Consider the following 20,438-nt stretch of genomic DNA (forward strand, 5'->3'; position numbering starts at 1 on the left):
GCGCCGCGCTGCCGCGCTATCGGCGTCAGGCCGCCAGGCGCAGCGGGCCGTTGGCCGGCTTGGCCAGTTTGAAGATGCCCACTTCCTGTTCCAGCTGCGCCGCCTGCTGCTGCAATTCATGCGCGGCGGCCGCCGCCTGCTCGACCAGGGCCGCGTTTTGCTGGGTCACGCGGTCCATGTCGACGATGGCGCGGTTGACTTGCTCGATGCCGGCGCCCTGCTCCTGCGTGGCGTGACTGATCTCGGCCATGATGCCCGTCACCCGGCCGATGCCGGCCACCACGTCATGCATGGTGACGCCGGCCTGCTCGACGAGCAAGGTTCCCGTGCCCACCTTGCTGACGGAATCGTCGATCAGCAGCTTGATTTCGCGCGCGGCGGCGCTTGACCTCTGCGCCAGGTTGCGCACTTCCGTGGCGACGACGGCAAAGCCGCGTCCCTGCTCGCCCGCGCGCGCCGCTTCCACGGCCGCGTTCAAGGCGAGGATATTCGTCTGGAAGGCGATGCTGTCGATCACGCCGATGATGTCGACGATCTTGTTCGACGAGGCATTGATCAGGCTCATGGTGTGCACCACTTCGGCCACCGCCTTGCCGCCCTGCTCCGACACCTTCGACGCTTCGCGCGCCAGGTGGTTGGCCTGCTGAGCATTGTCCGCATTCTGGCGCACGGTGGAAATCAGTTCTTCCATCGATGAGGCGACCTCTTCCAGCGAGCCGGCCTGCTGCTCCGTGCGCTGCGACAGGTCGCGGTTGCCCGAGGCGATCTCGGTCGAAGCCGTGGCGATGCTTTCCGTACCGTGGCGCACCTTGCCGACGATGGCGGCCAGGTTGTCGCGCATGGTCTTGATCGCAAACAGCAGGCTGCTGTCGTCGCCGTGGCGCGTGTGCACGTCGATGGCCAGTTCGCCGAGCGCGATGCGCCCCGCGATCGAGGCCGCATACCCCGGTTCGCCGCCCAACTGGCGCAGCAATCCCCGCGTGATGACGGTGGCAACAAAAATGCAAATGAGCACGCTGAGGGCGGCCAGCACGCCGATCCAGCGCAGCGACTGGCCATAGATGGCGCGCGCGGCCACGCTGGCCTGCTCCGATTCGCGCTGCACGTTTTTCAGCACGGTATCGATGTCGGCGACGATCTGGCGCCGCAGGGGGCTGCACTCCTCGACGAGGAAGGTGCCGTACTGTTCCATCTGCCCCGTGGCGCGGAACTGGCGCGGACGCTGCAATTGCTGCGCCATGGTGTTCAAGCCCGCGCTGACTTTCTCGAATTGCGGATCGCCGGCGAACCGCGGCGCCAGCTTGGCCAGAGCTTCCAGGTACAGCGCCTTCTGGCTGTCGAGGATGGCCAGCTCTTTTTCGGCGGCGGCCTGGTCATGGAAGATATACGCGTTGCGGGCGGCCAGGCCCGTCTGGTCGAGCGCTTCGCGCGCCACGTACAGCGGTTCGAGTTTTTCCAGCTGGACTTTGTCTTGCGCGTCCATGGCGCCGGAGATGGCGCCGATGCGCAGCAGCGCGAAAGCCGCCAGCACCAGCATGAATACCACCAGCAGCCCGAAGCCTGCGCTCAGGCGCGCGCCTATCGTCAAACGATTGAATGACATCATTGTTGTTATTGCCCTGTAAATAAAGTTGATTGTTGCTGGTTATTTAAAAACCAGCGATCTGCTCGCCGTCGTGTTGCCTTTCCTGCATGGCGCAGGATGGGTCTCTAACTGGCGTTTTTTGGGCAGTCAGCTTCTAATTTCGGGCAATGCAGGCGCGCGGGACATACCCTGCGCCATACAACAGCACACTGAATTATAAGCGAACAGCGTTACGGATGATTCCACGCGCTCACTTTTAATGCCTTGACGCATATCAAAAAAGACAATTAACGCTGGCCTGGCGTATCGATGACGGCCATGGTGATGCGCGAGATGCAGCACAGCTTGCCGTCGTCGTCGGTGATGCGGATTTCCCAGACCTGGCTGGTGCGGCCCCGGTGGATCGGCGTGGCGCGCCCCGTCACCTGGCCGCCGCGCACGCCGCGCACGTGGTTGGCATTGATTTCCTGGCCCACGCTCACTTGCCGGCTGGAATCGAGGCAGGCATTCGCGGCCATGCTGCCCAGGGTTTCGGCCAGCAGCACGGAAGCGCCGCCATGCAGCAGTTTAAAAGGCTGCATGGTGCGGTGGTCGACGGGCATGGTCGCTTCGATCCAGTCGGGGCCGAAGGCGCTAAATTCGATGCCCAGGTGGCGCATGGCCGTGCCTACACTAGCGGCGTTGAGGGTGGCCAGGTCGAGCGGTGCGTGCCAGATTTCCATCGTTACCTCATATCAGTGGAGAGAACAGCCATTGTAGGACAGAGCGCTGCCGCGCGCCGCTTCATCTTTCCTTCACCGTGGCACGGGGTGGCGCCGGCATTAACTGGTTATAATTGCCCCATTCTTTAAAAACGAGGTTGTGTATGAAGTGGGCCTTGCTGGGCATTTTTGTGTTTTCTGTTTTACATATTCATTTTCGTGGCAAGGTGCGCCTGCCGTTCCGCCGCCAGATCTTCGATCACTCCTCGTTCATGGCGCCGCTGAACCTGTTCATGCACACCTTTTCCAAGGTGCCGGCCACGCCCTATTTAGCCGTCGAGCAATTCCCGGAACTGGCGCCGCTGCAGCAGAACTGGCAAATCATCCGCGATGAAGCGCTGCGCATGCAGGAAATGAAAAAGATCAAGGCGGCCGAAAAGAACAATGACGTGGGTTTCAATTCCTTCTTCAAGTATGGCTGGAAGCGTTTCTACCTGAAATGGTATGACGCGAACCACCCGTCGGCGCAGCAGATGTGCCCGCAAACCTATGCGCTGCTGCAATCGATTCCGTCGATCAAGGCCGCCATGTTCGCGGAACTGCCGCAGGGCGGCAAGCTCAACCCGCACCGCGACCCGTTCGCCGGCTCCCTGCGCTACCACCTGGGCTTGCAGACGCCGAACGACGACCGCTGCTTCATCGACGTCGATGGCGAGCGCCACAGCTGGCGCGACGGCCAGGCCGTGATGTTCGATGAAACGTATATCCACTGGGCCCGCAACGACGCCGACAGCGACCGCATCATCCTGTTCTGCGATATCGAACGCCCGATGCGCTACCGCTGGGCGCAAGCGCTGAACCGCTGGCTGGGCCGCACCCTGATGACGGCCGCCGCCTCGCCGAACGAGCTGGGCGACCAGGTGGGCGGCGTGAGCAAGCTGTTCCAGATTTCCTGGACCATGGGCCAGTATCGTCGCCGCTTCAAGGCGTGGAACAAGACGGCGTACCAGGTCACCCGCGTGGCCCTCGTCGTGGGCGTGATCGCGCTGATCTACTTTATCTAGATGCCGGCATCGCTTCTTTGACAAAAACCGCCTTCGGGCGGTTTTTTTTATAATGCGATGCCACTCACCAGGAGAATCTGCAAATGACCGAACGCGACCGCCAGTACGATATCCAGATCGGCGACGATGCATGGATCGAGTTCATCAGCCTTGACGGCCGCTATGACCAGGCCATCGACATCGATGCCCTGCTGGACGAACTGTGGCCGCTGATCTGCCGCCTGGAAACCTATTGCGTGGCCGGCTGTTGCGGCATGGATGCCTTCGATTTCACGCCCGAAAGCATCGCTGCGGCGCTGGTAGACCTTGACCGCGCGCAACTGCACGCCGCCTGCGCGCAAGCCCGCAACGCCGTGGCAGCGGCCGCCAGCGACGTCTTCACGAGCAACACGCTGAACCACATGGCCGACAAACGCGTGTTCCTGCAATTGCTCGAGCATGTCGAGCGCTGCACGGCGGCCCCTGAAACGGGCCGGCCGGCAAGCCAGCCGCGCTGACATAGGCGATAATACGGGTTCACACCACTCTCTTCTCTTATTTATGCGCGACATCATTGCCGGGTTTCTACGTTTCCAGAAGGAAGTCTTTCCTGAACGCCGAGAGCTGTTCAAGACACTAGCCACGGGACAGACGCCCAAGGCCTTGTTCATTTCCTGCTCCGACAGCCGGATGGTGCCGGAACTGGTGACGCAGCGCGAACCTGGCGAACTGTTTGTGATCCGCAACGCGGGCAATATCGTGCCCTCGTTCGGCCCGGAACCGGGCGGCGTGAGCGCGTCCGTCGAATTTGCCGTGGCGGCCCTGAATGTGACGGACATCGTCATTTGCGGCCATTCCGATTGCGGCGCGATGAAAGCCATCGCCACCTGCACCTGCCTCGACCACATGCCGGCAGTCAAGAACTGGCTGCGGCACTCTGACGCGGCGCGCATGATCAATGAATCGATCGAGCATGCGACGGAACAGGACCGCATCGACGGCATGGTGCGGGCCAATGTCGTGGCGCAACTCAACAACATCCGCACCCACCCCTCGGTGGCGCTGGGCATCACGCAAAAGCGCCTGACCCTGCATGGCTGGGTGTATGACATCGAAAATGGCTCGCTCGATGCGCTCGACGAGTCTACCGGCCAGTTTGTCCCGCTCGCGGAACATCCGGCCTCGAAGCTGTAGGCGCAAGCCATCCCCGTCAGGCGCAACATTGCGCTTGACCTTGTCCAGACGGGAAGGTGCAAGGTAGCGGTACTCAAGGAGATTATCGTATGCCAACCATCACCGTATTACCCCATCCCGAGCTGGCCCCCGAAGGCGCCGTGTTTGACGCGCCGCAAAACATGAGCATTTGCGACGCCTTGCTGCTCAACAAGATCGACATGGAACACGCTTGCGGCCAGGTGGGCGCCTGTTCCACCTGCCACGTGGTCGTGGTGCAGGGTTTCGACTCGCTCAACGAACTTGGCGACAATGAAGAAGACATGCTCGACCAGGCCTGGGGCTTGCAGCCCCACTCGCGCCTGTCTTGCCAGGCGCGCATGGCGCAGGAAGACCTGACGCTTGAACTGCCCAGGTACACGCTCAACCACGCCAAGGAATAATCCCCGGCGCGGCTGCCCGGCTACCCTAGCTGATTACCACATGATCACGCGCTGCTCGGGCGGCAGATACATCGGGTCGCCCGGCTTGATGCCGAACGCTTCGTAAAAGCCGGGCTGATTCTTGACCGTGCCCTTGGCGCGGAATTCGCCCGGCGAATGGGGGTCGCTCTTGATCTGCGCGATGGCCGCTTCCGGACGCAATTTCGCGCGCCATTTCTGCGCAAAGCCGATGTACAGGCGCTGTTCGCCCGTCAAGCCATCGATGACGGGCGACGGCTTGCCGCCGAGCGAACGCTGATACGCCTTGTAGGTGATCGACAGGCCGGAATTGTCGCCGATGTTTTCGCCCAGGGTCAGCTCGCCATTGATGTGGTAGCCAGGCACGGGGCTGTAGGCGCCGTATTGCTTGACGAGCCCGGCCGCCAGCGCCTTGAAGGCCGCGCGGTCCTCCGCCGTCCACCAGTTGCGCAGACGGCCCTTGGCGTCATATTGGCTGCCCGAATCGTCGAAGGCATGGCTGATTTCATGGCCGAAGGTGATGCCGAGCAAGCCGTAATTGACGGCGTCTTCCGCTTTCACGTTGAAGAACGGCGGCTGCAAAATGGCGGCCGGGATCGTGATGGCGTTGAGGGCCGGGCTGTAGCTGGCGTTGACGGTTTGCGGCGTCATCGACCATTCGTCGCGGTCCACCGGCTTGCCCAGCTTGGCCAGGTTTTGCTGGCGGCTCCACGCGCGCGCAGCGCGCACGTTGGCGATCAAGTCGTTCGGCTGCGTCTTCATGCTGCCGTAGTCGCGCCAGGTAGCGGGATACGCGATCTTCGGCTTCAGGGCGGCCAGCTTGAGCTGGGCTTCCTTCTTGGTTTCCGGGCCCATCCAGTCCAGCTGCTCGATGCCATCCTTGAACGAGGCGACGAAATTGTCGAACATGGCCATCACGCGGGGCCGCGTTTCCGGCGGCAAATACATTTCCACGTAGCGCTTGCCGACGGCGTCGCTGATGGCGTTATCCGTGAAGCGCAGCGCCAGCTGCCACTGCGGTTCGCTTTGCGGCACGCCGCGCAGCACCGTGCCGTCGAAGGCAAAGCGTTCCTTGACGGCGGCGCTGTCCAGGTAGGAGGCATAGCTTTCGATGATGCGCCAGTTCAGGTAGCTTTTCCACGCTTCCAGCGGCACGGTGGCCACGGTCTCGGCAAAACCTGTCATGAAGCTGGGCTGGCGCACCACGGCCGAGGCGGCTTTCGGCGCCAGGCCGGCAGCCGTAAAGTAGGCGTTCCAGTCGAAGGCCGGCGCCAGCGCCGCGAATTTGTCGAAATCGACGCGGTTGTACGATTTGACGGGGTCGCGCATCTGCACGCGCGTCCACTGCACCGCCGCCAGGCGCGTTTCGAGGTCGAGGATTTGCGCCGCGTGCGCGGCAGCGGCCTTGTCGCCGCTCATGGCCAGCATGGTTTCGACGTGCTTGAGGTATTTGGCGCGCACGGCTTGCAGCTTGGCGTCGTCATCCTTCAGGTAGTAATCGCGGTCAGGCAAGCCCAGGCCGGACTGGCTGATGTTGACCGTGTAGCGCTCGGGGTCTTGCGCATCGGGCGCCACGTAGGCGGAAAATGGCGTGGCAACGCCATTGCCCTGCAGGTAAGCGAACAGCGCCGGCAAGTCTTTCTTGTCTTTCACGCCAGCCACGCGGGCCAGCTCGGCGCGCAGCGGCTTGAAGCCGGCCGCATTGCGCGCCTTGTCGTTCATGAAACTCGTGTACAGGTCGGCGATCTTGTGCGCCTCGCTGCCGGGCTTGCCGGGGTTCTTGACGGTGGCGTCGATCAGGCCGCGCAACTGGCCCTGCGCGATTTCGCGCAATTCAATGTACGTGCCCCAGACGGATTTGTCGGCCGGGATGTCCGTATTGCGGGTCCACACGCCGTTGACGTAGCCGTAGAAGTCGTCACGGGGGCTGACGGCAGGGTCCAGGGTTTTCAGGTCGATGCCGGAGACGGGTGCGGCGGCGGTAGCGCCTTGCTGGGCGTGCAGCGACGGCGAAGACAAGGCGAACAAGGCGCAGCAGGCGGCGCTGATAAGCGAACGTTTCACGAAGATTCCTTTAATTGTTTTGACTTCATGTTGGGGAACATGCTGTATCCAGGCATGAGAGGCCGGATTATAGTCGGCATGCTTGTGGGGAAACAATGTCGGTTGAACAATCCCGGTGATCCGATGTTCGCTGCAGCACGCCTCGCGCCCGCGCCGATGATCAGCAAATGTTACCATCTAGCAATAGCCATACCTGTCGCTCACCACCTTTTTTGCCTGGCTCTTGGACTGGAGAAGTTTGATGCAGGAATGCAGATTCAATATTTTCGGCACGCTGATTGCCGTCCGGGGCCAACAAGGAGCATGGCGCGCCTTCTATCTCGGCGCGGAAGGCAAGCGCAGGCCCGCCGATTTCATCATTCCCGACGATATTCAAGGCGATGCGTTGTGCGAATACCTGGCGGACCTGTTCCATGAAGAGGCGACACCGCGCAACAACACGGCCACGCAAATCACCACGCCCGCGTTCCAGGCCTAGCCTTTTATTTCACCGGCTCGAACGTCACCGTCAACCCGTTGCCCGTAGTCCGGATCTGCGTGGGCACGAATTGCACGCCCGCATAGCGCAATTCGTCGGGTTTGAACGTATAGATCGGCGTTTCATGCATGAGCTGGTCGGCCACCAGGCTGGCCACCTTGGCGAACTGGCGCTGCTGCGACTCGTCCATGCCGTCGATGGTCACCTTGTCCACGCTCGCTTCGCTCAGGTAGACGGCGTTGCGCTGGGCGTCGAGCACGAGGCGGCCCGACATGGCCAGGCTGCCGCGCCAGCTTTGGCGTATGAATGGCGGCAAGACGCTGGCGTCCACGCTGAGGGCGACTCTTTCGCGCTCGGGCTGCAGCGACAATTGCGGATGCGTCAGCTTGACGTCCAGCACGGACAGCACCCGTTTATCGATGGGAAAGCGGCGCTCCAGGCCTTGCTGCATCTTGCTCAGCGACACATTCACGTCGCGCGGGCCGATCAGGGTGGAGCACGCGGCCAGCACGCTGCAAGCCAAGGCGGCGATGGCGGCGGTTTTCAGCAAGGGACGAAAGGCGGTCACGTTCATGGATAGTCTCGGTGGAAAGATGGCGCCATATTACACATGCGCCCGCTTTCACGCAAAAACCGGCGCCCACCTTGCAGCGGGCGCCGGTTCCTATGTTTGCCGTGTCAGCGCACGAACAGGGCGATCAGTATAACGATGGGCAATGGAATGCCCAGCAACAGCAAGAGGATGGAACGCATGGCAGTCTCCTGGATTGAATTGGTGGATTAAATCGGTGAATTAAATGGTCACATGGCGCAGCACGCGCTCATGGTCGCGCTGGCGGCCGCCAAACGTTGCGGCCAGGCTGGCCACGAAAGCACCCAGCAGCAAGGCGACGAACATCCACAGCGCCGTGTGGGCGCCGGCCTTGCGGGCCGCTTCGGCCGCTTGCTGTGCCTGCGCCTTGGCGTCTGCGGCAGCCTTGGCGGCGCGGGCGTAGACGGCGTCGACGCGCGCTTCCGCTTCAGCCTGCGTCAAGCCCGTGCGGCTGGCCACGACCTGGCCCAGGTAGGCGCGGTCATCGGCGGCCAGGCTGCCCGTGGACAGGCCGGTGGCGAAGATCTTGCCGATTTCAAAACGCTGGTCGGCGACCGTCACGCCTGGGTTCGTTACCGCTGGCGCAGCAGTCGCGGCCGGTGCCGGGGCGGCGCGCAGCAGCATGTCGGAAAAATAGTCGAGCGGATTGGCGCCGCTGCCCTCGCCTTGCTTGGCGCTTGCAGCGCCAGCAGCACCTGCGCCCGCTGCCGCTGCGGGGGCAATGGCAGCCGCCACGCCGCTGCCCGCATCGATAGCGCCGCTCAGCACGGCCCGCGTGCCGCCGGCCAGCACGGCCACGGTGATCAGGGTGGCCACGGCCCAGGCCAGCAAACCGTGCGCCGTATCGCGGAAATGCACTTCATCGGTATGGATGGAGCTCCATTTCACGCGCAGACGGCCCGCCATGTAGCCGCCGATGCCGGACGCGGCCAGTTGCATGAAGGCCAGCCAGGCGATGGTCGACACGCCGATGGCCGTCGCATTGAACGACCACGGCGACACGGACGACAGGCCCAGGCCCACGCCGAGGATCAGCAGGATGAAGGACAAGGCGGCCGCCGCAGCAGCGCCCGCCAGCACGGCGCCCCAGGAGACGCCCGGATTGTTCAAGTCCGAGACGGACAGTTGTGTAGCTTGCATGGAATACTCCCTTGGTTGTTGATTGTTTAAGCCGTTCAGGCGGCGACGCCCGTCAGCTGTTCCTTGCGCGCGGCCATTTCCTTGCCCAGCGCATCGAGGTCGACGGCCGTGTGGCGCACCTTGGGAAACATGTCGCCCTCTTCTTCCTTGACGTGGTGCTCGATCTGTTCGGACAGCACCTTGACCTTGGCGTCGTACAGGTCGTCGGCAGGGTCCATCGCTTCGATCTGCGCGATGAGTTCCTTGGCGCTCGCGTGCTCGACGACGGCTTCATCCATCAGATCGCCATCGTGGATGGGGCGGCGCACGGCCGGGTAAAAGATTTCTTCTTCCAGCTGCGTGTGCACGGTCAATTCCTGACAGATCTGATCGGCCAGCTTTTTCTTGGTGGCAAATGAGCGGTCGCTCAAGCCTTCATATTGTGCAAACAAAGCCTTCACGGCCTTATGGTCCTGCATCAATAAACTGATCGCGTTCATGGCGCCTCCTCGTTGTGGATGAGGCAAGGATGCGCCACGGCGGCGCCAGCGTATGTGCGACGCCTTACACAATCTTGATTTTTAATACATTCGCCTACTTGATGCCGTGGTGGCCCATCAGGTCGTACAGGGTGGGCCGGCTCACGCCCAGCAGCTCGGCCGCCTTGGCGATATTGCCGTCGGCCCGCGCCAGCGCGCGCACCATCACCTTGTATTCGGCCCCTTCGCGGGCCTGGCGCAGGTTCAGCGGCTCGTCCGGGGGCGCCGCCCGGGCGCTGGCGGGCAAGCCCAGGTCGTCGGCGGCGATCTGCGGCCCGTCGCACATGATGACGGCCCGCTTGATGCAGTTTTCCACTTCGCGCACATTGCCGGGCCAGCCATAGCTTTCGATCAGCTGCAGCGCGCCCGCGCTGAAATGCAGGTTGCTGCGGCCCTCGCTGGCGCAGAATTTGTTCTTGAAATGCTGCGCCAGCAAGGTGCAATCGCCGGCCCGCTCGCGCAAGGGCGGAATGCGCAAGACGATTTCGCTGAGGCGGTAAAACAAGTCTTCGCGGAAACGTCCCTGTTCCGCCAGCACCTTCAGGTCCTGGTGCGTGGCGTAGACGATGCGCACGTCGACGGCGATCTCGGCGCGCCCGCCTACCCTTTCGATGACCCGCTCCTGCAGGAAGCGCAGCAATTTCGCCTGCAGCGGCATCGGCATGTCGCCGATTTCATCGAGAAAGAAAGTGCCGCCGTGGGCCAGTTCGATCTTGCCCAGGGTTTGCCGCGCCGCGCCCGTGAACGCGCCCCGCTCATAGCCGAACAGCTCGCTTTCCAGCAGGTTTTCCGGGATGGCCGCGCAATTGATGGCAACGAAACGCTGCGCATGGCGGCTCGACAGCGCATGCAATCCCCGCGCGATCAACTCCTTGCCGCTGCCCGAATCGCCCAGCAGCATCACGCTGGCCGACGAGGGAGCCACTTTTTCCACGTTGCGGCACAGTTTCAGCATGCCTGGATCGCGGCTGACGATGCCGGCCAGGGGAGAATCGGCCTGCGTCTGCAGCATGCGGCGGTTTTCCTGCTGCATCGCGTGCAAGTAAAACGCGCGCGCGATGACCAGGCCCAGCATGTCGGCCTCGAACGGTTTCTGGTGGAAATCGTAGGCGCCCAGCGCGATGGCCTTCAAGGCATGTGCGCGCTCCTGGTTGCCCGAGAGGATGATGACTTTCGTGTCCGGCGCCAGCGCGAGGATTTGCTGCAGGGTGGCCAGGCCTTCCGTGGCACCGTCCGGGTCGGGCGGCAAGCCCAGGTCCATCGTCACCACGGCCGGCTGGTGGCGCCGCACGAGCGCCAGCGCCGCCTCGCGCTCGCCCGCCAGCAAGACGTCGTAACCGTCAAAGCTCCAGTGCAACTGCTTTTGCAGGCCGGGATCGTCTTCGATGACCAGCAGTTTTTGTTTGCCCATGGCACTCCTTTGCTATGCCGCATGCAGCGGCAAGATCACGCGAAACGTCGTGCCCACTTGCGGCTCGCTGCGCACTTCCAGGCTGCCGCCCACTTCGCGCAGGTATTCGCGGCTTTCGAACACGCCGATGCCCATGCCCGCCGTCTTGGTCGTGTCGAACGGTGTGAATAAACGTTCGCGGATGAACTGTTCGCTCATGCCCTGCCCCGTATCGTCGAGCTCGACGACGGCCGTATGCTGCACGCGCCGCAAGCGCACGGCCACCTTGCCGTCGCTGGCCGTGGCCTCGATGGCGTTCTGGATCAAATGGCCCAGCACCCGCTCCAGCCGCGCGCGGTTGGCCAGCACCGTCAGTTCGCCATCGACGATTTCCAGGCACGGGGCCGGCGCCAGGCTGGCCTTGGCCGCCACGGCCTGGCGCAGCAAGCCGTCCAGCAGCAGCGGCGCCGGTGCTTCCGGCGCTTCGCCGCGCGCCAGTTTCTGCAGCAAGGTCTTCATTTTCTGCACGGAATGGTCCAAAGTGCCCAGCATGTCTTCCTGGAAGGCGGGATTGGCGCGGTGCTTTTCCGCATTGCTCAGTAGCAGCGACAGCTGGAACACCAAATTCTTGAGATCGTGCACGATGAAGGTGGACATGCGGTTGAACGAATCGAACTGGCGCGCCACTGTCAGGGTGGCGAGCGATTCGCGGTGCGCCAGGTAGCTGGCGGCTTGGCTGCCGGCAATTTTCAGCACGTCGCGGATTTCCCAGTTCAAGCCGATGCGCGTACGGGGCCGCGCCAGCGCGACAAAGGCGAACAGCTGGCCATGCAGCATCAAGGGCACCAGCAGCCACACGTCGGGCAGCGCCAGCAGCGCGGGCGGCAGAGGCAAGCCGCCGTACTGGTCCGGATTCTGCACCCAGTCGGGCACGTCGATCACCCATTGTCTTGCTTCCAGGAACTGGCACAGGGGGCCGGACGCCGGCTCGCTCCACGTGCCCGGCGGCCAGTTCCAGCTGGCGGCCGGCGCGAACTGGCCCTGCTCGCGCAAGATCCACAGCGCGCCGGCGCGGCTTTCCACCAGCTGTGCCATGGCCTGTATCGTGCGTTCGCCCAGGTCCGGCCCGTCTTCGGACAGCGCGCGCGTAAATCGCAGCCACTCCTCGCGGTAATCGAAGATGGCATTGTAGAAATGCTTGTTGATCGTCACCTTCAGCTTGGCGCGCAAGCTGCCCGAAAACAGCACGCCCGCCAGCAGCAAGGCCGCGCCGCCCAGGTAAGCCATTTGCATCAAGGAACCCCAGGTGCCGCCGAAGTAGCGCAAATAGTAGGCGCTGGCCGCCATGGCCAGCAAATAGATGGCCGAGCCCAGCAAGGCGGCCGAGCGGTACAGCATCTGGCGCGACACGGACAAGCCCAGCGCCCAGCCCGGATTGCGCGCGGCCGAGACAGCCAGCAGCGGCGCGCACAGGGCGTCGACGATGCCGCGCGCAGCCCAGATGTCATCGTTGACCGCGCGAAACAGCAAGGCGTCGCTGTACAGATAGAAATCATAGGCGAACAGGCCGCCGACACCGAGGCACGCAAACTTGATGCCCCAGCGTTTCAAGGGCGGCGTATTGCGGTACCACTGTTCCACCAGCAACATGCCCAGCACGGCCAGCAGCAAACGGCAGACACTGGCGATGAATCGCGCCGGCAAAGGCAGCGCCAGCCAGGACGAGGCCATGGAGAGCAGCCAGGGCGCCAGCGCCGTGAGGGCGATGCCGGCCAGCACCAGGCGCAAACGGGGCCGCGCCGGTTCGATCAGCAGCAGCAAGAACACCAGCCAGGCCAGGGTGCGCAGCAGTTCCAGCGCATCACCGGCCAGCGCCGCGCGCTGCCCCAGCAGCACCAGCACGACCGTACCCGTCGCCCAGCCACCTGTCGCCAGGCAGGCGACCAGCAAGGCGCGCACGTTTTGCCGCGCGCGCCAGTTGCTGATGAGCAGCAGCGCCAGCACGAAGAAGGCCAGCGACGCCAGGCCATGGCTGAGGGCCGCCGCATCGGCCGCCGCCAGCCAGTCCGACTGCGCCCGCATCATCGGCTGCCCTTGCCAAACAGCACCACCTGCACCGTGTCGAGCAAGATCAGCAAGTCGAGGAACAGGCTATTGTTTTTCACATAATACAGATCGTATTGCAGTTTTTTGACGGCATCGTCGACGGAGGCGCCATATTGATAGCGCACCTGCGCCAGGCCCGTGATACCCGGTTTGATGCTGTGACGAATGTTGTAGTACGGTACCTGCTGCTTCAATTGCTCGACAAAGTAGGCGCGCTCGGGGCGCGGCCCCACGAAACTCATCTCGCCGCGAAACACATTGAGCATCTGCGGCAGCTCGTCGATACGAAGCTTGCGGATCAGCTTGCCCACGCGCGTGATGCGCGCATCGTTGTCCAGCGCCCAGATGGGCTTGCCATCGCGCTCCGCATCGCAGCGCATGCTGCGAAATTTCAGCACATTGAAGGGCAAGCCGTCGCGTCCCACCCGCTCTTGCTGGTAAAACACGGGGCCGCCGTCTTCCAGGCGGATGCACACGGCCGTCGCCAGCATCACGGGCAGCGCCGCCAGGCAGATGACGCCGCTGGCGGCCAGGTCGAACAGCCGCTTCGAGGCGGCGCGGAAAAAACTCTGGTCGAAGCCGCCGCCATAGATCAGATAGCTCGGTTGCAAGGAATCGATGCGGATCTGGCACGCTTCGCGCTCGAAAAACGTGGCCGCGTCGATCACTTTCACGCCGCCCAGCGCGCATTCCAGTAGTTGCTTGGCAGGAAACGCACCATTGCGCCGGTCGCTGACGGAAACGACGATTTCATGCGCCGCATGGCGCTGGGCCATGGCCAGCAGCGACGGTTCCGCCGGCAGCAAGGCCGAAGCCGGTACGCAGCATTGCTCGCCAGCCACATCGATGCAGCCGACGACGGTAAACTGGTGGAAACCGATCTTGCTCGCCGCCAAGTCCATGCATTCGCGCGCCAGCGCCCCGCCGCCCACCAGGATCAGCCGTCCTTCCATCAGCGCCGATTGCGAGGATTTGAACACCACCAGGCGCGCCAGCAGCACGCCGATGGCGCCCAGGCCGAAGATCAGCACGCTGCCGCGCCCGAAATGCAAGGAAGGAATAAAGCGGATCAAGACGCTGAGCACGGCAAAACCCAGCGCGAACGACGGCAGGATGCGCAGCAAGGTGTTGCGGATGTCTTCGCGCGAGCGGTGCTGGTACATGCCCAGCGCGCTCATGCTGAAAACGATGACCAGGGCAAAGATCGAGGACGACAAATACACCTCGCTCGCCCGCACGAGGCGGCTGCCATCCGCCAGCCACAGCAGCGACGTCAGGGTGGCCGACAGCAGCAGGATCAGGATTTCCAGCAACAGCAAGATAAACGCTGTTTTCGAGACGTAATGGCTGAAGATGCGGATCATGGGGGCCTCCTGCGGCAAAGGCGACACGCCGCGCTCATGGCGGCCTGCTGCTCTCCTGCCATCATGGCGAACTGTTCCACGAGGACATTGATACGCCACAAGCTACGGCCCCAGCTATCTTTCACCGGCAGAATTTATCTCAACACATTACCGATTGATGTGAAATGGACTATAGTATGCTTCCCCTGAAAAAAGATAAATGTCATGAAATTTGATGTAGCGATTGTCGGCAGTGGCCTGGCGGGTTTATCGGTTGCACTGCATTTAGCTGAGACGCGCACCGTCGCGATCATTTCCAAACGCGCGCTGCTCGATGGCGCCAGCAACTGGGCGCAAGGCGGGATCGCGGCCGTGCTGGACTCGGGCGACAGCCACCAGCAGCACATCGAAGACACCCTGATCGCGGGCGGCGGCCTGTGCGACGAGAGCGCCACGCGCTACATCGTCGAGCACGGCCGCGAAGCCATCGAATGGCTGATCGAGCAAGGCGTGCCGTTTACGCGCGACGCCACGGCCGAACTGGGTTTCCACCTGACCCGCGAAGGCGGCCACAGCCAGCGCCGCATCATCCACGCGGCCGATGCCACCGGGCACGCCGTGCAAGTCACGCTGGAAGAAAAGGTGCGCGCCCACCCGAACATCAGCCTGTTCGAACACCATTGCGCGATCGACCTGATCACTTCCGACAAGCTGGGCATGAAGCCGGCCCAGCGCAACGCGCAACCGCATTGCCACGGCCTGTATGTGCAGGATGAGCAAACGGGGAAAGTCCTCACCTTTGCCGCCGAGCACACCGTGCTGGCGACGGGCGGCGCCGGCAAGGTGTATTTATATACCACCAACCCGGACACGGCCAGCGGCGACGGCATCGCCATGGCCTGGCGCGCCGGCTGCCGCGTGTCGAACATGGAATTCATCCAGTTCCACCCCACCTGCCTGTACCACCCGTACGCAAAATCCTTCCTGATCACCGAAGCCATCCGTGGCGAAGGGGGCTTGCTGAAGCTGCCGCCCGAAGCGGGCGCGGCGGCTGGCACGCGCTTCATGCTGGCCCACGACGAGCGGGCCGAATTGGCGCCGCGCGACGTGGTGGCGCGCGCCATCGACTTCGAGATCAAGAAACGGGGCCTCGATTACGTGCACCTGGACATCAGCCACAAGCCGGCCGAATTCCTCATCGAACACTTCCCCACCATCTACGCGCGCTGCCTGGAACTAGGCATCGACATCACCAAGCAGCCGATTCCCATCGTGCCCGCCGCCCACTACACGTGCGGCGGCGTCGTGACGGACCTGTCCGGCCGCGCCGACCTGCCGGGCCTGTACGCCGTGGGCGAGACGGCGTGCACGGGCTTGCATGGCGCGAACCGCCTCGCGTCGAATTCCTTGCTGGAATGCATCGTCATCGGCCGCGCCTGCGCGCAAGACATCGAAAGCAAGGAAAAGCTGGGCACGCCATACCTGCCCGACTGGGATGAAAGCCGGGTCACGGATGCGGATGAGGAAGTGGTGATTTCCCACAACTGGGACGAGCTGCGCCGCTTCATGTGGAATTACGTAGGCATCGTGCGCACGACCAAGCGCCTGGAGCGGGCCCAGCACCGCATCGCCCTGCTGAAGGAAGAAATCGACGAGTACTACCGCAACTTCCGCATCACCCACGATTTGCTGGAACTGCGCAACCTCGTCGACGTGGCCTCGATGATCGTCAACAGCGCCCTGTCCCGCCGCGAAAGCCGCGGCCTGCACTTCAGCCGCGATTATCCGGAAACGTTACCGAAGGCGATAGCGAGTGTGTTGACGCCGCCGCACCGCTAACCGCGGCTGGAATGCGCGCCGGACTGGTACCGGCGCGCATTATTCTTCCGGCATCTCAAACTCGATCCCATCCTCCGTGTACGACATCTTGGCCGACTCGCCCGTGCATGCGCCCTGCGGCTCGTCCGCCACATAGCGGCATTCGCTTTCCACGCTGCCATCTTCCCGCCAGTGCCGGGTCCAGCCCTGGCGCTCGCCATCCACGTATTCGATCAGCTGCCTCGGCTTGCCGTCGGCATACCAGGAACGCAAGGCGCCCTCCTCGCGGCCGCCCGCGTTCCATAGTTTGTGCACGATCAATACGCCGGCCCGGCTGAAGCGTTGTTCGCTACGCAACACAAAGTGATCGATGTGCGTGCGCTTGCTGGCGACTTTGCCGTCCGGGTAATATTCGACGCTCTCGCCGACAGGCTTGCCGTCAACGTAGTTGGCAGTGCGCTGCACCTTGCCATCCGGAAAATATCCGATGCTCGGTCCCGTCATGACGCCGTTGTCATGCTGGCTGCGGCTTTCCACGGCGCCGTCCGGATAGAACCGCAACAATTCGCCATCCGTCCGGCCCTTGACCTGGGTCGTGCGCGTTTTCAGCTTGCCGTCCTCGTCGAACGTTTCCATCACACCATCGGCGCGGGCGCCGTTGCGGTAGGTGCGCGACGCGATCTGCTTGCCATTCTGGTGATAAGTCTGCTCCTCCCCGTCCTGCACGCCATTGCGCCACGTGATACGCATGGAAACCTTGCCTTCCGGGTAATACAGAGTCTGCACACCCTCCTGCACGCCGCGCCCATCCCGCTCCATCTGCATCTCGACTTGTCCATGCGGGTAATACATGCTGTAGTTGCCCACCAGCTTGCCGCGCAGGTAATCGGGAGCGTTGACATGGCCAATCAGCCGCTTCGGTTCGCCTTCGCGCACATGATAGATCGCGACTTGCCAGGTGCCGGGCGTCTTGCCGGGCGGCAGCGGCAGGACCAGCGCATAGCGCGCCTCTTCCATCACCTCGCCGCGCGACAGGTTGTGGTTCAGGTAGAGCCGCGCCTTGCCGTCGGCACAGTGCGCATCGCAACCGCGCAGCATGTGGATGACGGGAATGGCCTCGGCCTTGGCCTGATCTGGTACCGGGCAGGCGCGCAGGCGCACGAGCAAGGGATTCCTGTCGCGTATCATGTTGGCCAGTTCTGCCTTCATGACGCCATACTGTTCCTCGTTCAGTCCGACCGACGCCGCATCCATGCGCAGCTGCCTGCCGCCGCAGCCCGTGTCCTCGTCCACGGTCAGGATATCGCCGCCGCCGGGCGCGGCCGTGATCGCCGTGACCACTTGCCGCTGCACGATCTCGGCATGGGCCAGCGCCGGCAACAGCAGCATGGCGCCAAGCAGGCGTTTCAATTCAGTGCGCGCCATGCTTGCTCCTTTCATAATGTTTCCGGAGATGGCTGCGCCACTCCGCATTCGCCCTGGGCCTTGCCGGCCACGTACAGGCATTCGCTTTTCACGCTGCCATCGTCATGCCATGCGCGGATCGTCCCCTGCAGGCGCTCCTGTGGATCCCACGCTTCTTCAAGGATCAGCACGCCCTGCTCATTGAAGCTGCGGGCGCTGCGCCGCTTGCCGTCATCGCCGTATGTGAGCTTGCTGGCCAGTTTTCCATTCGGGTGATATTCGAGAGCATCGCCGGTGGCCTTATCATTGACTCGCGTGACCGTGCTGCGTACGCTGCCATCGGGATAGTATTCGGTGCACAGGCCGTTGAGCATGCCATCGCCGGCTTGCGCACGGCTGGCAACCTTGCCATCAGGGAAAAAGGTAATGATTTCACCGTCCAGCTTGCCGTTCCGCAAGGTTTGGCGCGCAACCAGATTGCCATCCTCGTCAAACGCCTCGAACGGCCCGTCGACCTGCATGCCGTCGCGGTAGGTGAACGCTTCCAAAAGCTTCCCCGTAGCATGAAACGTTTCATGCACGCCCTCTTGCAGACCGTGACGCCATGCACCGCGTGTTTCCGGGAGACCATCGGGATAGAAGCTGCTGCTCAAGCCATCCTTGCGGCCCTGCGCATCCAGTCCCACCTGCTTTTCGATCTTGCCATCGTCGTAATAGGCGGTATAGCCGCCCACCGGCTTGCCCGACACAAAATCGGCGGCATCGAACTGGGCCGACATACGCGGTTTCTGCTCATCCACTGCGTGAACAATCTCCACCTGCCACGCACCGGGTAATTTTCCTGGCTGCAAGGGCAACACCAGCATATAAGGTGCCAGCCGTTTTTCTTGCGGGACCAGATGTTCATCCAGGTACAGGCGCGCCTTGCCATCGGCGCAAGCACCGGGCTGGCAAGCCGCCAGCTTGCGCACCAGCGGAAGGGCCGCATCGCCTGTCGCGCCCACCGGACACCGGGCCAATGTGACGAGCATCGGCGTCTTGTCGCGGATACGCCTGGCCAGCGTGGCCCTCAACGCTGCATACGCATCCCCCTTTGCCAGCTCCCCTTCCTCCATGCGCAGCTGCCTGCCGCCACACCCCGTGTCCTCGTCCACGGTCAGGATATCGCCGCCGCCGGGCGCGGCCGTGATCGCCGTGACCACTTGCCGCTGCACGATCTCGGCGTGGACCAGCGCCGGCAACAGCAGCATGGCGCCAAACAAATGTTTCAAAGTGCGCGCCATGCTTGCTCCTTGCGCTGCAGTTCCGGCGCCGGCGGCGCTTCGCCGCAGTCACCCTGGGCCTTGCCGGCCAGATACTCGCACTCGCCCTTCAAGCTGCCATCCTCGTGCCAGCTGCGGCTCCAGCCGTCGCGCCGGTCGTTTACGTACTCGATGGCTTGCTCGGGCTTGCCATTTTCATACCACGAGCGCGACGTGCCCTGCTCGCGCAATTGCGCATCCCACCGTCTTTCCAGCACCAGCACGCCCTGGGGGCTGTAGCGCCGGACGCTGAGCAGCCCGCCTTCGTCGCCATATTGCTGGCGGGATTGCACCTTGCCGTCGGGATAGAACTCCAGCGCTTCCCCGACCGGCAAATCGTTGACCTGCCTCATGGTGGCGCGCACGGCGCCATCGGGATAGTATTCCGCGCTGCGGCCATTGAACTTGCCCTTGCTCACTTGCGTGCGGCCGGCTACTTTTCCATCCGGGAAATACGAGAGCAGTTCGCCTTCCATGCGGCCATCGCGCAGCACGTAACTGGTACTCAGCTTGCCATTCGCGTCAAACGTCTGCACGGGGCCGTCCACGCGCTGTCCGTTACGGTACACGCTGGCCTCGCGCAGGTGGCCCGTGGCGTGATATTGCTGGTGCGTGCCTTCCGGCAAACCATGGCGCCAGTTGCCACGCGATTCCAGGCTGCCATCCGCGCGATACAGGCTGGTGACGCCATCCTGCCGTCCCTGTCCATCCTGCGCCACCTGTTTCTCGATTTTTCCATCCGGGTAATACGTGACATAGCCGCCCACCAGCTCGCCCTGCGCATAATCGGCGCGGTTGACCTGGCCCGACAGGCGCAGCTTGCCGCCTGCCACGCTGACAATCTCCACCTTCCACGTGCCCGGCAGCTTGCCTTTCGGCAAGGGCAACAGCAGCACGTTCGGCGCGTTTTCCCGCTCGACGGGGTAGAAACGCTCGTGCAGGTACAGTCGCGCCCGGCCATCGGCGCAGGCGGCCGGCGTGCAGGCGGCGATCTGGCGCACGATGGGCACGCTCGCATCCTCCGGGCATTTTTTCACGGTGACGAGCATGGGCGTCCTGGCGCGCATGCGTTCAGCCAGCCGGACTTTCAGCGCCTCGTACGGCGCCTCGTCGAGGTTCACCGAGCGCGCATCCATGCGTATCTGCTTGCCGCCGCAGGCCGTCGAGCCGGCAATAGTGAACACATCGCCGCCTTCGCTATCCGGCTCGCTGGCCATCGCTGTCACCACCAGGCGCTGCACGATTTCCGCCTGCGCCATGGCTGAATACAGCAAGGAAGCGCCCAGCACGGCGCATATCGTCTTGATTTTCATGCTATTCC

18 protein-coding genes are annotated in these 20,438 nt (G+C 63.2%); 6 read left to right on the forward strand and 12 right to left on the reverse strand.

What is annotated here, in order from left to right; translation table 11 throughout:
- Nucleotides 1-25: 25 nt before the first annotated feature.
- Nucleotides 26-1,606 carry a methyl-accepting chemotaxis protein gene (locus O3298_RS13230; RefSeq protein WP_289909791.1) on the reverse strand — a complete coding sequence of 527 codons (1,581 nt, stop codon included), beginning with the start codon at nucleotides 1,604-1,606 and terminating at the stop codon, nucleotides 26-28.
- Nucleotides 1,607-1,872: 266 nt separating this feature from the next.
- Nucleotides 1,873-2,307, reverse strand: coding sequence for a hotdog fold thioesterase (locus tag O3298_RS13235; protein ID WP_099664100.1), 435 nt, complete (start codon nucleotides 2,305-2,307; stop codon nucleotides 1,873-1,875).
- A 143-nt stretch (nucleotides 2,308-2,450) separates the two neighbouring features.
- Here O3298_RS13235 and lpxO point away from each other — a divergent pair, with 143 nt between their 5' ends.
- From lpxO to fdx, 4 genes are all read left to right on the forward strand, one after another.
- Complete coding sequence (gene lpxO / locus O3298_RS13240; protein ID WP_099664101.1) at nucleotides 2,451-3,350, forward strand: lipid A hydroxylase LpxO; 900 nt, start codon at nucleotides 2,451-2,453, stop codon at nucleotides 3,348-3,350.
- Between the two features lie 83 nt (nucleotides 3,351-3,433).
- Nucleotides 3,434-3,847 (forward strand): DUF6331 family protein, encoded by a 414-nt coding sequence (locus tag O3298_RS13245; protein WP_305059623.1) that lies wholly within the window; start codon nucleotides 3,434-3,436, stop codon nucleotides 3,845-3,847.
- A 43-nt stretch (nucleotides 3,848-3,890) separates the two neighbouring features.
- Nucleotides 3,891-4,523, forward strand: coding sequence for a carbonic anhydrase (locus O3298_RS13250; RefSeq protein WP_099664103.1), 633 nt, complete (start codon nucleotides 3,891-3,893; stop codon nucleotides 4,521-4,523).
- Between the two features lie 89 nt (nucleotides 4,524-4,612).
- A complete protein-coding gene (gene fdx / locus O3298_RS13255) occupies nucleotides 4,613-4,945 on the forward strand; it encodes an ISC system 2Fe-2S type ferredoxin (RefSeq protein WP_289905099.1) in 333 nt (110 codons plus the stop codon).
- A 33-nt stretch (nucleotides 4,946-4,978) separates the two neighbouring features.
- On the opposite strand, the gene O3298_RS13260 is transcribed toward fdx, so the two are convergent.
- Nucleotides 4,979-7,027 (reverse strand): M13 family metallopeptidase, encoded by a 2,049-nt coding sequence (locus O3298_RS13260; RefSeq protein WP_305059624.1) that lies wholly within the window; start codon nucleotides 7,025-7,027, stop codon nucleotides 4,979-4,981.
- Between the two features lie 241 nt (nucleotides 7,028-7,268).
- Between O3298_RS13260 and O3298_RS13265 the strand changes: the two genes are divergently transcribed.
- Nucleotides 7,269-7,505 (forward strand): hypothetical protein, encoded by a 237-nt coding sequence (locus O3298_RS13265; RefSeq protein WP_289905587.1) that lies wholly within the window; start codon nucleotides 7,269-7,271, stop codon nucleotides 7,503-7,505.
- Nucleotides 7,506-7,509: 4 nt separating this feature from the next.
- Here the strand turns inward: O3298_RS13265 and O3298_RS13270 are convergent, their stop codons facing one another.
- The 6 genes from O3298_RS13270 to O3298_RS13295 form a co-directional block, all read right to left on the reverse strand.
- Complete coding sequence (locus tag O3298_RS13270; protein ID WP_289915100.1) at nucleotides 7,510-8,079, reverse strand: DUF1439 domain-containing protein; 570 nt, start codon at nucleotides 8,077-8,079, stop codon at nucleotides 7,510-7,512.
- Between the two features lie 219 nt (nucleotides 8,080-8,298).
- Entirely contained in the window at nucleotides 8,299-9,237 is a 939-nt protein-coding gene (locus O3298_RS13275) for a hypothetical protein (RefSeq protein ID WP_305059625.1), read from the reverse strand.
- Nucleotides 9,238-9,272: 35 nt separating this feature from the next.
- The gene (locus tag O3298_RS13280) at nucleotides 9,273-9,716 is read right to left on the reverse strand and encodes a hemerythrin domain-containing protein (RefSeq protein WP_289898046.1); all 444 of its coding nucleotides are present in this window, start codon (nucleotides 9,714-9,716) and stop codon (nucleotides 9,273-9,275) included.
- Nucleotides 9,717-9,810: 94 nt separating this feature from the next.
- Complete coding sequence (gene prsR / locus O3298_RS13285) at nucleotides 9,811-11,166, reverse strand: PEP-CTERM-box response regulator transcription factor (RefSeq protein WP_305059626.1); 1,356 nt, start codon at nucleotides 11,164-11,166, stop codon at nucleotides 9,811-9,813.
- Between the two features lie 12 nt (nucleotides 11,167-11,178).
- Nucleotides 11,179-13,230: an XrtA/PEP-CTERM system histidine kinase PrsK gene (gene prsK, locus O3298_RS13290; protein ID WP_305059627.1), complete on the reverse strand. Its 2,052-nt coding sequence runs from the start codon at nucleotides 13,228-13,230 to the stop codon at nucleotides 11,179-11,181.
- Nucleotides 13,227-14,615 (reverse strand): TIGR03013 family XrtA/PEP-CTERM system glycosyltransferase, encoded by a 1,389-nt coding sequence (locus O3298_RS13295; protein ID WP_289909780.1) that lies wholly within the window; start codon nucleotides 14,613-14,615, stop codon nucleotides 13,227-13,229. The genes prsK and O3298_RS13295 overlap by 4 nt, the downstream gene beginning before the upstream one ends.
- A 204-nt stretch (nucleotides 14,616-14,819) precedes the next feature.
- Here O3298_RS13295 and nadB point away from each other — a divergent pair, with 204 nt between their 5' ends.
- Nucleotides 14,820-16,433 carry an L-aspartate oxidase gene (gene nadB, locus O3298_RS13300; protein WP_099664111.1) on the forward strand — a complete coding sequence of 538 codons (1,614 nt, stop codon included), beginning with the start codon at nucleotides 14,820-14,822 and terminating at the stop codon, nucleotides 16,431-16,433.
- Between the two features lie 39 nt (nucleotides 16,434-16,472).
- On the opposite strand, the gene O3298_RS13305 is transcribed toward nadB, so the two are convergent.
- From O3298_RS13305 to O3298_RS13315, 3 genes are read right to left on the reverse strand one after another with little or no spacing between them, the layout of a single operon-like run.
- The gene (locus O3298_RS13305; RefSeq protein WP_305059628.1) at nucleotides 16,473-17,837 is read right to left on the reverse strand and encodes a toxin-antitoxin system YwqK family antitoxin; all 1,365 of its coding nucleotides are present in this window, start codon (nucleotides 17,835-17,837) and stop codon (nucleotides 16,473-16,475) included.
- A gap of 11 nt (nucleotides 17,838-17,848) precedes the next feature.
- Nucleotides 17,849-19,099, reverse strand: coding sequence for a toxin-antitoxin system YwqK family antitoxin (locus O3298_RS13310; protein ID WP_305059629.1), 1,251 nt, complete (start codon nucleotides 19,097-19,099; stop codon nucleotides 17,849-17,851).
- On the reverse strand, nucleotides 19,084-20,430 hold the full coding sequence (locus O3298_RS13315; protein ID WP_305059630.1) for a toxin-antitoxin system YwqK family antitoxin: 1,347 nt from the start codon (nucleotides 20,428-20,430) through the stop codon (nucleotides 19,084-19,086). Before O3298_RS13315 ends, O3298_RS13310 begins: the two co-directional genes overlap by 16 nt.
- Between the last annotated feature and the right edge of the window lie 8 nt (nucleotides 20,431-20,438).

The organism is Janthinobacterium sp. SUN137 (assembly GCF_030587265.1).
In the GTDB taxonomy this organism is placed as follows: domain Bacteria; phylum Pseudomonadota; class Gammaproteobacteria; order Burkholderiales; family Burkholderiaceae_D; genus Janthinobacterium; species Janthinobacterium kumbetense.

Bases quoted from the DNA above. Each gene is read 5' to 3' on its own strand.
- O3298_RS13280 (WP_289898046.1), bottom strand. From the start codon at position 9,716: ATGAACGCGATCAGTTTATTGATGCAGGACCATAAGGCCGTGAAGGCT.
- O3298_RS13235 (WP_099664100.1), bottom strand. From the start codon at position 2,307: ATGGAAATCTGGCACGCACCGCTCGACCTGGCCACCCTCAACGCCGCT.
- prsK (WP_305059627.1), bottom strand. From the start codon at position 13,230: ATGATGCGGGCGCAGTCGGACTGGCTGGCGGCGGCCGATGCGGCGGCC.
- O3298_RS13265 (WP_289905587.1), top strand. From the start codon at position 7,269: ATGCAGGAATGCAGATTCAATATTTTCGGCACGCTGATTGCCGTCCGG.
- O3298_RS13250 (WP_099664103.1), top strand. From the start codon at position 3,891: ATGCGCGACATCATTGCCGGGTTTCTACGTTTCCAGAAGGAAGTCTTT.
- O3298_RS13245 (WP_305059623.1), top strand. From the start codon at position 3,434: ATGACCGAACGCGACCGCCAGTACGATATCCAGATCGGCGACGATGCA.
- fdx (WP_289905099.1), top strand. From the start codon at position 4,613: ATGCCAACCATCACCGTATTACCCCATCCCGAGCTGGCCCCCGAAGGC.
- nadB (WP_099664111.1), top strand. From the start codon at position 14,820: ATGAAATTTGATGTAGCGATTGTCGGCAGTGGCCTGGCGGGTTTATCG.
- lpxO (WP_099664101.1), top strand. From the start codon at position 2,451: ATGAAGTGGGCCTTGCTGGGCATTTTTGTGTTTTCTGTTTTACATATT.
- O3298_RS13295 (WP_289909780.1), bottom strand. From the start codon at position 14,615: ATGATCCGCATCTTCAGCCATTACGTCTCGAAAACAGCGTTTATCTTG.
- O3298_RS13270 (WP_289915100.1), bottom strand. From the start codon at position 8,079: ATGAACGTGACCGCCTTTCGTCCCTTGCTGAAAACCGCCGCCATCGCC.
- O3298_RS13305 (WP_305059628.1), bottom strand. From the start codon at position 17,837: ATGGCGCGCACTGAATTGAAACGCCTGCTTGGCGCCATGCTGCTGTTG.
- O3298_RS13275 (WP_305059625.1), bottom strand. From the start codon at position 9,237: ATGCAAGCTACACAACTGTCCGTCTCGGACTTGAACAATCCGGGCGTC.
- O3298_RS13315 (WP_305059630.1), bottom strand. From the start codon at position 20,430: ATGAAAATCAAGACGATATGCGCCGTGCTGGGCGCTTCCTTGCTGTAT.
- O3298_RS13230 (WP_289909791.1), bottom strand. From the start codon at position 1,606: ATGATGTCATTCAATCGTTTGACGATAGGCGCGCGCCTGAGCGCAGGC.
- O3298_RS13310 (WP_305059629.1), bottom strand. From the start codon at position 19,099: ATGGCGCGCACTTTGAAACATTTGTTTGGCGCCATGCTGCTGTTGCCG.
- prsR (WP_305059626.1), bottom strand. From the start codon at position 11,166: ATGGGCAAACAAAAACTGCTGGTCATCGAAGACGATCCCGGCCTGCAA.